Here is a 12,505-nt window from a genome sequence, read left to right on the forward strand (position 1 = left end):
ACGCTTACCTTGATGGGGTTACATTGGATTGGATTCGGCTCCGCCACTCAGGCCTGGATTGATATACTGAGATAAGGATGGGTCTATGGGTGACCTCAGGGCGCCTTCTGCAGTCTCCTGCACGATATAATCCACGACATCGCGTAGTTCCTGACGCTGGCGATAGATCCGCCTCTGCCTCATTGCACCATTGCCCTCACGCAGCGTTTTCTGGACCAGCGTCGAAACCTCTTGCCAGTCGTCAGAGGCTTCCAGCGATGGGCGCAGGAAGGTCAGGAAGCGCTCAATCATGACTGGTGCGGGCACGGTCTCTTGCGCGTGCACATCCAGCAGGTCGCCCTCCAGGCCGTAGCGTGCGGCGCGCCAGTGGGCCATGCGTAAGAGCTCCATACGGATTGGTTCCGCTTGTTGGCCCTGGATTACCTGTTCATGACAGGCGCGAATCAGGGCCCGTATAAGGCCAGTAGCCATGACTGCTTCGTCAATAGTCAGGCAGACATCCGCGATGCGTACCTCAATTGTAGGATAGCGTTCAGAGAGGCGAATATCCCAATAAATCTTAGTTGGATCATCGATACTGCGCGTCTTGACCAGGAGTTGGAGCAGATTATCATAATCTCGCAGCGAGGAGAAATGCTGTGGTAGGCCCGACTGTGGCCAGCGTCCCCAGTGGGGGATGCGATAGCTGGCATAGCCTGTATCCAGGCCGCACCAGAAGGGCGAGTTCGCGGTAAGCGCGATCAGCGGTGAAAGCCAGGTCCGAGCCTGGTTCATGATTTGGAGTCCAAGCTCGCGTTGACTGATGCCGACATGCACATGACAGCCAAAGATGGCCTGTTCGCGTGCCAGCTGTTGGTAATCGCGTTCAAGAGCCAGGTAGCGAGCACGAGGCGTGAAGGGTTGCTCTTGCCAGAGGGAGAACGGGTGCGTCCCCGAAGAGGCAATGCGTTTATGAAAGACGTGGGCTGCGTCTATGACCGCGCCACGCAAACGCGTAAGCTGATTTCTGACTTCGGCCAGGTTCGCGCATACGGGAGTTGCGACCTCGACCTGTGACAGCTGAATTTCGAGTTGTACATCCTTGCCCAGTGTTTTTTGCGCTTCCTGCACAACTTCTTCCGCTATCGAATCCAGTTCTCGACTGGTTGGGTCGACAATTTGATACTCCTCCTCAACCCCCAGCGAGAATACTTCGGTAGTGGACATGGGTTTGTCTCCTTATGTGAAGGATGAAGTACGTTTCGTTAGACCCTACTGCAATACGCCTGGTTGCTATCGGACGGCTTCAAATCTACTTATACTGGGATAGTGTTGTATTGAGTGGGGGTTGCGCTTCGCCCGTCCCCATTCAATACAACACCACCTTTCTCTTGTCGGTTTCTGGTGTTGCATGATAGAGTAGAAATACTACATACAAACTTTGAAGAAAGGGCAAGGTCGAGACTCTATGCTATCCGCGATAGTGTTAATCAATGTAGCGCGTGGGCAGGTCAATGAGACCGCGCAACGACTGTTAGAGATCAACGGCGTCTCTGATGTGTACTCTGTTACTGGCGAATATGACCTGGTCGCGTTGGTGCGTGTGACGCAGTACGATGATCTGTCAACGGTGGTGACGACGCATATGCAGAAGATCTCCTCCATCGAAAAGACCCATACGCTGATGGCCTTTAAGTGCTTTTCGCGCGCAGACCTGCAACAGGCCTGGGATATTGGTATCGAGTAAGGATAAGGGATCGTTGCATGCTTCTCTCTACCGCTCGTCTCCAACTGCGCGAATTCGAGGAGGACGATTGGCAGGCCGTACAGGCCTATCAGAACGATCTACTCTATCTGCGCTATACTCCCTGGACGTACCGCACAGAAGGGGATGCGCGCGATTTTGTGCAGATGTTTATTAACTGGCGTGAAGAGCGCCCTCGCTACCGCTACCAGTTCGCTGTGATCTTGCCAGAGAGCAGTACACTGATCGGTAATGGCGGTATTCGCTCAACGCATGCGCAACCCTGGGAGGCCCATATCGGCTATGAATTTGCCTCCACACACTGGGGCCATGGCTATGCTACCGAGGTTGCACACGCGTTGCTCGACTTCGGTTTCAACGAGTTACGCCTGCATCGTATCTACGCGCAATGCGTCGTCGAAAACACTGCTTCAGCGCATGTCCTGGAAAAGATAGGCATGCGCCTGGAGGGGCACTTGCGCGAAAATGGCTGGATGCAAGAACGCTGGTGGGACACCCTCGTCTATGGCATTCTCGCCAGCGAATGGCGTGCTCAGCAAGCAAATGACTCTCTTTCCGTATAAGCGGCACCGGATATACTACACCAGGATATACTACATATGTTACGAGAACCCGTTGACAATGTTCAATAAGTGATAAGTCAGCCACCAGCCGTAGCCTAGCATGGCCACCATGGCCACATAGGCTACGGCTATTATGATTTTCGTGCGGCCACGAGCAGGGAGCACCCGGTAGGGTGGCTTGCGCATATTAACGACGGTTAAGGTCACGCTGACAATAACCAGTACCAGGGTAATCAGGCTAAAGACGCTCTCCAGGGGAGACCTGGTCGAAAATGAATCAAAGAGTAAGAATATACCCAGGGGAATGCCCAGTAAGAAGAGCCACTTCGAGATCAGCGGTGCGACCCGCCCTCCGTCCAGCGGGTGTAGAGGCAAGAGGTTGAGTAGATTCAGATAGAAGCCAACATTTGCCAGTACCAGCCAGAAGTGTCCCCCATCGAGCAGAAAACAGAGCCGGGGGATCAGCGTATTGATACTCGTAAAGACAGGACCGTAGCAACTACGCGCGCTCACATACCATGATATTCCATAGCAGAAAATAGCTCCCAGCCCTCCCAGAAAGGGGCCTGCCAGCGCGACAAAGGTAATATCTGCGGGCTTGCGTAGCCTGGGCATGGCCACGAACGCGCCAATAAGCGGAATGAAATATGGCCCACGCGCGGGCAATTTCTTGATGCGTAGCGCCAGCAGATGCCCCAGTTCATGGACCAGGAGCAGCAGCATAAAGGCAATCGCCAGAGGCCATGAGCGAAAGATCAAGCCCAGCACCAGGGTGCTAACGATCAGAGAGAGGATCGCAAGCGTTTGTTGGAGCCAGAAGCGCGCTTGAGGCGAGAGGGGACGTTTCTGCACTGTTCACCGTTTCTCAGATTAGCTTTTTGTGTTTATCCTCCCTTAATTATAACCCGCCGACCCGGCAAAAAGTAAAGGTGTGTCGGTGTGGGTTTCGGGCATCCGCCCGAAACCCACACCGACACACCTTGATTCTATAAAGGGTATGCCACCGCCAGTAGCCGTGTACGCTAGTAGCGGGCTATAGCTCGATGGTGCGTTTCTGCTCGACTGATTGGTATGCGCCGAGAATGATCTTGAGGACGTTGATGCCATCCTCGTGGTTGTTGATGGGGCGGCGCTGCTCTTGCAGGCATTTGACGAAGTCGGCGATCTCAGCGTCGAAGGTATTGATGCCCGAGAGTTTCACCGTGTTCACCACAGGTGGTTCGCTCATACGCATCTTGTAGGTGATGTCGCTACCCTTGCTATAGGCGTAGCCGCGCTGGCCGACGATGCCAAACTTCTCGGTGTTGTCGCCTGGCTCGTAGGCCCAGCTGGTGACGATGTTGCCGACCACGCCATTCTCAAAGCGGACTAGGACCTGGGCCGAGTCTTCACCATCCATAAAACTCAGGCGATGGTTGCTCGTCATGGCGGTGACCTCGACGGGCTTGCTATCGGCCAGGTAGAGCAAGAGATAGGAGGGATGATAGCCCGTATCGATCAATTCGCCACCGCCAATGAACTGGCGCTGACCACGCCAGCCAATGGTCTTGGGATCAAAGGTGTGATAGAACGAATCGGTGGTGCGGATTTCATAGATATCGCCAATCGTACCACCAGCGATCAGGCGCTTGGCGTACTGGACCGCGGGAATGTAGAGCTGGTTGTGCGCGCACATCAGCGTGACCCCATTGGCCTCGACGGCCTGGCGGATCTCGTCGGCCTCTTGCAGCGAGAGACAGAGCGGCTTCTCGCAGAGAATGTGCTTGCCTGCCTGCGCGGCGGCAATGATCGCGCCTTTATGCAGGTGATGGGGCAGGCAGATGTCTACAGCATCGATGTCTGCCTCCTGGAGCATTTTGCCCATATCGGTATAGACATCGGCTCCGCCGGCCTCCTCAGCGCGAATACGTGCGCTTTCCTCTACGACATCGCAGACCGCCGTTATTTTTGCATCAGTCAATTTATTATAGCCACCGACGTGAACGGCGGCGATACCACCACAGCCGATTAGTCCAACTTTAATCGTCATTTTTCTCTCTCCTTAGAAGAATGAACCTTATGAATGTCATGCACAATTTTTTCCGGGTCGTGTATGTGATGTGAATTGGCGGCCTTGGGCCGCCAATTCACATCACATACACTAAACTCTTTACAACGGATGAGCGCGCAAAATTAACAGGGTTCGTGGTACCCATTAGCCAACGTTTGCTGTTGGCGCTGGCGGTACTGGGCCGGTGTCATACCCAGGCGCTTCTTAAAAACGTAGTGCAGGTAGCTACCGCTTGAGAAGCCGTGGTTATATGCTAGCTGCTCAATCGTCTGCTCAGAGTGTGTCAGGGCCTGGCACAATTGCGCCAGGCGATAGCGCTCCAGGTAGCCGCTGAAGGTCTCGTTAGCATACTGGTCCAGAATGCGTTGCAATTGGCGTCCACAGATATGCAGGCTCTCTGCGACCTCACTGAGCGTCAAGGGGCGCGCATAGTTGTCGCGTATATATTGTGTCGCGAGCTGGTAGCGATACGTGTTCATATCGCGTGAAGGGAGCGACGGTTGATGTTGCGACGTATGCTGGACGCGTGCTGTGCGCAGCAAGATTTGAATGATGGATTGACGAATCGTGGTAAAGGCACCAAATTCGCCTTCCTGCCACGCCTGGTAGGCTGTAAGAAACCAGTTCATGGCACTATACTGGTCAAGCACTGGCCTGGCCTCCATAGTGCTTAGTTGCTGGATACAGGCATCGGCTTCCACAATCTCCCATTGCTCACCCCATTCCATGCTGGTGTCTGGCTCCTTCAGGGGCACGATGTCCAGGTGCAGGCAGAGTTCGTACATAGCCTCACGAGGTCCCGCCTCCTGCTGGTGAAATACCTGTGGCCCGGTAAGGTAGAACATCCCCGCGTGCAGGGGATAGCTTCCGTCCTGCAGGATCAAGCGCCCCTGTCCACGCGGAATGAAGTGAAACTCGTAGTTATGGTGCTTATGATAGGGAATAACATGCCCTGCCTGAAAGGCGATAAGATGACAACGGAGTATACGAATGCCATAATGACCCCAGCGGAAGCTGATATCAAGCCGGTCAAGCGCATCAGGTTCCGCCTGCATGGGCGCAAAGAGAAAAGGACCGCCCTGCTTGCGCAAGGCCTGGATGGCACCTCGGTCCAGTTCTCGAGCCGCTTTTGCCACGAAAGCCTCCTCCTGCTCTGCGAATCTGTCAACCCTCAAAAGGCGCGCCAGATCGATCATGGCTTTGCTGACCGCTCACCACTAGCGCGCTTTGCGTCTAGTGTGCCAGCTCGGAAATTTTGATGGCGTGCCCCTCTTGCGCGGAGCGATTGGCCGCCTCCATCAGCGTTGTCAGGTCAATGGCTGCCTGGATGTTTTCGGAGGCGAGTGTGTCTTCCTCAATATGTTTGACCCATTGCTGGAAGGGCAGTGGGGCGTCCGCGGGCAGGTCGGTGATTGTGTTCCATTGCTGACCCTCTGCAAAGAGGCGGCTACGAATCTGGAGCTGCTCCTCGGGTGTGCCAAAGAGCAAGCTACCCTCCGTCCCATGCAGCTCGATAGTGAAGGGCGAGTACGGATTGACAAAGCCCGCCTCGACAACACCAATCGCTCCGTTCGCGTAGTGGAGCGAGACCAGCGCGTTATCCTCGACCTCTTTCCCGGTCACATAGCCGTAGTTGGCGCTGACGCTCTCGGGCATGCCCAGGAAGAGGCGCGTCAGATACATAGGGTGGCATCCCAGGTCGATCATAGCTCCGCCACCACATAGCTCTTTATTGAAGAAGTGTTCAGGCAACCAGCCGAGAGGTGAACGCTCGTTGGGGAGTGCTCCGTTGTGTGAGAGGCGTACACGTGCCAGGGTCAACTGCCCAAAAGCGTTGCGCTGGATGAGGCTCTGGATGGCCTGGGTATATCCTGCGCTAAGGCGTGGGAGGGAGACCGTGAGCTTGACAGAGGCCTCTTCAACTGCCTTAATGATAGCGTTACACTCGTGAAGCGTGGGCGCAATGACCTTTTCGGTAAAAATATGCTTGCCCGCGCGTGCCGCAGCCAGGAGCACCTCATGATGCATGCTGGTCGGGGTATCAACGATGATGGCATCGATATCGGGCTGGCTCAGTAGCTCATTGAGATTCTCATAGAAAGGGACGCTTAACTCTGTTGCCCAACGACGCCCTCGTTGGACATCTTCGTCCCAGACCGCGACTATTTGTGTTGATGGATGCTGCTGGGCCTGGCGCTTATAGTCGTTTGCATGCACATGCCAGAAGCTGACCATGGCAACTCGAATCATAAATCTGCGTTTCCTTTCAATGTATGGAGTGGCGCGCTTAGAATGTTGTGTGCTCTAGACAGCAAGCCCCACCAATCTGCGAAATTGCGACCGAGCACAATGCGTCTCTATCCATTGTAATCTCTGGTACTGAAGAATGACAATGCACCCACGCGACAAAGTCGCTCTATGCCCTGCGAAATTGCGACAATTTGGAACGAGGTGAAGAGTGTGACGCGCATCAATGGGAAAAAATTCTAAAAATCCAAAGTGGGCGTCACAAAATGCCATGAAAGCGCGTCTTACTATATAGATGCATTGATAGCGCCATGTGCAAGTTCTTTCGGGTAGGGAGTGTGATGGGTGCAAGTAGCCACGTACACAAGTAGCGGGCTACTGCATCTTACCACTAACCAGAGTGGGAGGCGTCACACCAAAAAGGTGCACACCGCGTTTGCGTAAGAACAGAAAAAAGAGGGACCACGACTCATGTTGATATCTTGCCCTCATTGCGCCGCGCAATTGCAGGAGGATGCTATCTTTTGCCCCTCATGTGGCGGCTCCGTGGTTCCCTGTGAGCATATATGCCCGGAAGACCAGGCGCAAACCATCCCACTGTACGAACATCTCCATCCCGCTTTGAGTGCCGTGAGCAGCCCTTTTGCGTCTCTTGAAAGCGATGAGGACATCACACTTCAGGACCCGCTTCAGGATGCGTACCACCATGTACCTCGTATCCAGGTTCTTCCGGAAGATGAAGAGCAGCCAGGACTTTCAGAGACCTCTATCCTGGTGCCTGAGAGCTATGCTAGCACCTGGTATAAAGAGGTGCGTAATGCGATTGCACACGTTGAATCCTCCGTGCCTCCTAAGCCACGAACCGCGACACGACGGTCTATCTCACCGACGCTCTTCTTCTGGCTCTCCTGCCTGGTCCTGGTTGTACTGGTCGCGGGAGGCAGTTTTGGCGTCTTCTCCGCCTTTGGCGCAGGCCTCACGCGGATGACGCTCCAGATCTCGCCTGGCACTGTTACTGCTGGCGCGACACTGACGCTACATGGGTCGCATTTCTCGCCCGGGAGCCAGGTTGGCCTCTCTCGTGACCATGGCTTCCCTGTTGTGGATACTGTGGGGAAAGCTATCATTCAGGCTGATCAGCAGGGAAATTTTACGGATACGGTGGTTGCCTTGAGCGAGTGGTCTCAGGGCTGGCATACGTTACGTGCCGAGGATGCGCAGACGCATACATTTGCCACCTTCTCTCTTTTGGTAAAGGGGAATGGAGGCGTGCTACGCCCGGCACACTTGCGTCTCTCCAGTGAGGTCTTTGATTTTGGTACTGGCGACACCATTACCAATGGGGTGAAAACGCTGACGCTCTCAAACACGGGCAGTGGAGCGATTAACTGGCAGGCGAAATCCGACCAGGACTGGCTCAAGATTAGTCCGGCGCGCGGGACGTTCATCAGTGGACAGAGTATGCGCCTCTTTATCGCAATTGATCGCTCACATATGCAGCCTGGAGCCTACAGCGGGCATGTCGCCTTTACCTCGGATGCGGGCAACAATGGATTGACGACCCGGATGCGCGTCGTCTCCGCGCCGTTTTTCTCGTCTGGAGCACTGAGCGTCAGTCCTCCTGTGCTTTCCTTCCTGGCAGCCGATGGGGATAGCTCGCCTTCCCCACAGGATGTTACTCTCTTGAATGCTGGAATCCGCTCACTGAACTGGAGCGCGACCAGTGATGCCTCCTGGCTAAAAGCTGATCCAGCGACCCACACCCTGGTCCCAGGCGAACATGGGAACCTGCGCCTCTCAGTCGATACACACGCTTTGTTGCCGGGGATCTATCAAGCGGCGGTGACTCTACGGGGGCAGGACTGGGATGGGCAGGATGTGCCTGGTAGCCCGCAAAAGCTTTTTGTGAGTGTGACCGTCACTCAGGGCTGTCTCTTGCAGGCCGCTCCCACCAGTCTTACATTTACAGGGACCTATCAAGGAGCACTGCCCCAAGCGCAATCTCTTAAGCTTGGAGGCACAAAGGGTTGTAGTGGTCCCGTGAATTGGAGTGTCAAGAGCGATGCCAACTGGTTGCACCTCGATGCAGATCAGGGAACACTCCCCAGCACATTCCATGTGAGTGTTGACCCCTCCGCGCTTGTGCCAGGTGACTATCATGCTACCCTTTTCTTTTCATCTCCCTCGGGAGTGCAACCACTACCAGTCACCCTGTCATTACAAGCAGCCGTGCCTGTGCCTGCGATCACGCTCTCCAGGACTCGGGTCTCACTAACCACAATTCAGGGGCAGGCAACAGCGGTCGGACAAGATGTGACTCTCGCGAATAACGGCACAGGCAGGCTGGTGTGGAAAGCCACAACCTCTACCTCCTCTGGCGGCTCCTGGTTGAGTGTCTCTCCCGCTGCGGGTTCCCTCAATCCAGGCAAGTCGTTGACCTTGCACATCTCTGCCCAGCCCGCTGGAGCTCTGGGGCCGGGGACGTATAATGGCTCTCTGAGCATCAAGAGCCTGGACGCGGCTGGCCACCCGGTTGCTGGAAGTGAGCACGTGCTTCCAGTGAACCTGGTGATTCAACCACCCGCTACGTGCGATATCAGTGTGACGCCTGGAACGCTCTCTCTCACCCTGCCCGCCTATCAGTCTACGCCGGTTGAGCACTCCATCACACTGCAAGAACCCGCCTCATGCGCGCAGTCTCTGGATTGGCAGGCCAGCGCGACCAGTGGCGGGAACTGGTTAAGCGTGGGTAAAAAAATTGGTGGGCTGGATCCTGGTACCTCAACGATTCTTACCGTGAGCGCAAGCAGCATTAGCCTCTCACCTGGAGTCTACCAGGGTGCTGTCTCCCTCTCCACCTTTGACGCGGATACCGGGACCACGACAGGCGCCCCCCATAGCATCACTGTGCGGTTGAACATCGTAGCGCCTTGCAGTATTCAGTCCGCGGCGCCAGCAAGCCTGGATCTATCTCCATCCATAACCACTGCACAATTTTCGCTCGCAGTCGCGAACACCTGCCAGGGGAATATCACCGTCATGCCAGAGACTTCTTATAGTACTGGTTCAGGCTGGTTGAGCGTCACGCCGCAAACGGTCACTGTAGCACCGGGCGCGAGCACAACCTTTACTGTGACCCTGGTGGATCCCACATTGAGCACGGGTACCTATAGCGCGACGCTTCAAGTGACTGCCACGCAAGGCGGGACCGCTATCGTAGGAAGCCCTCAGCCAGTCACCGTGACAGTGGTGGTGCCTGCCATCTCTACGCCTGGAGGCACACCTACCCCCTGAAGTGGCCCGAAACGTTATGCGCGTGCTAATGCTGTTTAAAAAAATAATCTGAGAATACCAGGCGAAACATGTTCACGCATCAATGGTACCTGGGGCGACGCAGCGCAGCTTCCCACGGACATTCTCGGATTATTCCTTAAAAGAGTTTTAGCAGCGCTTTTCGGGGAGACACAGGCTTTTGGCGTAGGCGATTTGTCCCGCGTCATGGACCCAGTCCTCTTTGCCATCCTCGTCTGTCTCAATAGGCGTCTCCATAAGTACGTCTACATGTGAGAGGCGAGGATCAGTGAGCAGGGCGCGCAGGCCAGTGGGATGAATAATGCCTTCACCCAGGCGTGTATGCACATCTCTATGGCTGCCTAGGGCCATCGCGGTATCATTAAGGTGTAGCACCTTAAGGCGTGCTAGCCCAACAGTGTCATCAAAATGCTGAAGCACCTGCTGCGCGGCCTGGGGGGTACTTATGTCGTGCCCCGCGCCCCAGAGGTGGGCCGTATCCAGGCAGACGCCGAGGCGCTGGCTATACTGTGGGAGATGCGCGAGAACAGTGGCCAGGTGTTCAAAGCTATGCCCCAGGGCGTTGCCAGCCCCAACATCGTTTTCGAGGAGTAGCATGACCTTGGCGGGACTCTGGTCCATGACACGCTCAATGCCCTGTGCGATGCGCGCCAGACCTGTGGGCACGCCCGCACCCCGGTGACTCCCGGTATGGAAAACAACATAGGATGCTCCGAGCTGCGCGCCTCGCTGAAGTGTGCCAGCCAATAGGAGAATAGACTTCTCCCAGATGGTGGCGTCGAGCGTGCCCAGGTTAATTAAATAGGGTGCGTGGAGCACAATGGGGTTCAGTTCCTGCTCGCGTGCCGCCATGGCAAAGGCCTGGCCACTCTTCTCATCGAGAACTGGCAGCTTCCAACCTGTGGGATTGCTGGCAAAGACCTGGATGGCCTGGCAACCAATCTGCCGGGCGGTCTCAATAGCCTTGAGGGGCTTGGAGCCTGTGGGCATATGTCGTCCAATACGCATGTTATCCTTTTCCTCGCGATCCGCCGCAAAATAAATAAATCAGGCGCCAGCTTAGTCTGTGCCCTGGGGCACCTGAAACGTAGGGAGATTTGGCTGGCTGGCGGCGGAATTCTGGCCAGGTTGGCCACTCTCACCGTTGGGCGTACTTTGTTCCGCCGTCTCAGTTGGCACAATACGCATCTGCTGGGTTGCCAGGTCGATATGTGGCAACTCCTCCAGGCTGGTCAGGCCGAATTGCTGTAGAAACTCGGCGGTGGTCGCGAAGAGCGCCGGGCGTCCCACTGTTTGGGCGCGACCGACTTCAGCCACCAGCCCGTGTTGCAGCAGGCTTGCCAGCGCACGGTCGCTGTTCACGCCGCGCACGGCTTCAATCTGGCTGCGCGTCATGGGCTGGCGGTAAGCGATGACCGCTAACGTTTCCAGGGATGCATTCGTCAGCTTCGCGCTCATGGGAAGCCCCAGCAGGGCCGCGACATAATGCGCATTCTCTGGCGCAGTGACAAGCTGCACCTGTTCACCCAGCCGCTGGAGGCGAATCCCTCGCTGCCCATTCTGAAGCGTAGACTCCAGCGCCCTGATGCCGGGCTCCAATTGCTCATTCCCGATACCCAGCAACTTGCGCAGCTCCGCACGTTCTAAGGGGCGTCCAGAGACGAAGAGCAGGCTTTCGATAGCTGCCCCCAACTGGTGTGCCTCGGGCGCCAAAACTGGCCCCTGGGCGCTTATGGCCCTCTCAAGCGATGGTTCGAGCTTGTTCTCTTGCATAGTGAGAAAAGTATAACACAATCACCAGAAAATTCTTCTTCTTTCTCTATCTAATAGCCAACTCGCCACCATGCCTATCCCTCTGAACAATCATTACATGAAGAACACCTGAGTTTGAAGGTCGTTTCATATCGCCCATGTCCTGATTGCATTTTATGCAAAATATATAGATAAAGTAACATGTTTGCATATAATTGCAATTAAAATATATTAATCTACGATATTTTAGTGTAAAAATGTATTGACTTTAAAAATATACTCTGATAAAGTATTGACAACGGAAAGATAAATCCGTTAATGGCCAATATAAACGTCACAAGGCCAGAATACTATAGAAGGTACGTAGTAAGGAGAATATTCAAAATGGCAGGTGTAAATCTGGATCTCGAAAGCCTTAGTGTCCTGATTTCTAATTTGAGCAACATTCAGGCTAACCTGACAAATGTCTTGAAGGACTTTCATGTAGCGAACAACCTCTTGAACAACTCTTTCAATGGCAACCAGATTGCGAACTTTCAGGATTCACTGAATAGCTGGACCACTAACGTCGCCAACATCACCGATCAGATGGGGCGCTACAACGGTGCTTTGCAGAATATGCTGGATGATAGCAGCAGCCACATAAGCCGCCTCAACGGCATGCACTAATTTCCTGAACCGGCAGGATACATACACAACTATTGTGTATTTGAGAGGTGACCATGTAAAGATAAAGGGTCACGCAATGTGATGGGTTTGTATAGGCCCAATCCCTTGTCAGGGTCATATACAAACCTCCCACATCCGGTACCGAGGGCGTTTGTGCCTGGCTGCCGA

The 12,505-nt window shown here is 54.8% G+C and carries 11 protein-coding genes; 4 read left to right on the plus strand and 7 right to left on the minus strand.

Going from position 1 to position 12,505, the window contains the following annotated elements; translation table 11 throughout:
- Window positions 1–18: 18 nt before the first annotated feature.
- A complete protein-coding gene (locus tag JMJ16_RS39515; RefSeq protein ID WP_201390415.1) occupies window positions 19–1,206 on the minus strand; it encodes a carboxylate-amine ligase in 1,188 nt (395 codons plus the stop codon).
- A gap of 241 nt (window positions 1,207–1,447) precedes the next feature.
- Here JMJ16_RS39515 and JMJ16_RS39520 point away from each other — a divergent pair, with 241 nt between their 5' ends.
- Window positions 1,448–1,726, plus strand: coding sequence for an Lrp/AsnC family transcriptional regulator (locus JMJ16_RS39520; RefSeq protein ID WP_201370023.1), 279 nt, complete (start codon window positions 1,448–1,450; stop codon window positions 1,724–1,726).
- 17 nt (window positions 1,727–1,743) lie between these two features.
- Window positions 1,744–2,307: a GNAT family N-acetyltransferase gene (locus JMJ16_RS39525; protein WP_201390417.1), complete on the plus strand. Its 564-nt coding sequence runs from the start codon at window positions 1,744–1,746 to the stop codon at window positions 2,305–2,307.
- Between the two features lie 39 nt (window positions 2,308–2,346).
- Here JMJ16_RS39525 and JMJ16_RS39530 read toward each other — a convergent pair whose 3' ends face one another.
- The 4 genes from JMJ16_RS39530 to JMJ16_RS39545 all read right to left on the minus strand — a co-directional run bounded on the left by JMJ16_RS39530 (window position 2,347) and on the right by JMJ16_RS39545 (window position 6,607).
- Complete coding sequence (locus JMJ16_RS39530) at window positions 2,347–3,159, minus strand: site-2 protease family protein (protein ID WP_201370021.1); 813 nt, start codon at window positions 3,157–3,159, stop codon at window positions 2,347–2,349.
- A gap of 181 nt (window positions 3,160–3,340) precedes the next feature.
- Complete coding sequence (locus JMJ16_RS39535; RefSeq protein WP_201370020.1) at window positions 3,341–4,336, minus strand: Gfo/Idh/MocA family protein; 996 nt, start codon at window positions 4,334–4,336, stop codon at window positions 3,341–3,343.
- Between the two features lie 143 nt (window positions 4,337–4,479).
- Window positions 4,480–5,493: an AraC family transcriptional regulator gene (locus JMJ16_RS39540; RefSeq protein WP_236601899.1), complete on the minus strand. Its 1,014-nt coding sequence runs from the start codon at window positions 5,491–5,493 to the stop codon at window positions 4,480–4,482.
- 97 nt (window positions 5,494–5,590) lie between these two features.
- On the minus strand, window positions 5,591–6,607 hold the full coding sequence (locus tag JMJ16_RS39545) for a Gfo/Idh/MocA family protein (RefSeq protein ID WP_201390421.1): 1,017 nt from the start codon (window positions 6,605–6,607) through the stop codon (window positions 5,591–5,593).
- A 468-nt stretch (window positions 6,608–7,075) separates the two neighbouring features.
- On the opposite strand from JMJ16_RS39545, the gene JMJ16_RS39550 reads away from it, so the two are divergent.
- Window positions 7,076–9,898 carry a choice-of-anchor D domain-containing protein gene (locus JMJ16_RS39550; protein ID WP_201390423.1) on the plus strand — a complete coding sequence of 941 codons (2,823 nt, stop codon included), beginning with the start codon at window positions 7,076–7,078 and terminating at the stop codon, window positions 9,896–9,898.
- A 147-nt stretch (window positions 9,899–10,045) separates the two neighbouring features.
- Here JMJ16_RS39550 and JMJ16_RS39555 read toward each other — a convergent pair whose 3' ends face one another.
- The gene (locus JMJ16_RS39555) at window positions 10,046–10,924 is read right to left on the minus strand and encodes a deoxyribonuclease IV (RefSeq protein WP_201390425.1); all 879 of its coding nucleotides are present in this window, start codon (window positions 10,922–10,924) and stop codon (window positions 10,046–10,048) included.
- A 51-nt stretch (window positions 10,925–10,975) separates the two neighbouring features.
- A complete protein-coding gene (scpB, locus tag JMJ16_RS39560; protein ID WP_201390427.1) occupies window positions 10,976–11,710 on the minus strand; it encodes an SMC-Scp complex subunit ScpB in 735 nt (244 codons plus the stop codon).
- Window positions 11,711–12,052: 342 nt separating this feature from the next.
- Between scpB and JMJ16_RS39565 the strand changes: the two genes are divergently transcribed.
- Entirely contained in the window at window positions 12,053–12,337 is a 285-nt protein-coding gene (locus JMJ16_RS39565; protein ID WP_201370016.1) for a hypothetical protein, read from the plus strand.
- The last annotated feature ends 168 nt before the right edge of the window (window positions 12,338–12,505 follow it).

It is taken from the genome of Ktedonobacter sp. SOSP1-52 (genome assembly GCF_016587395.1).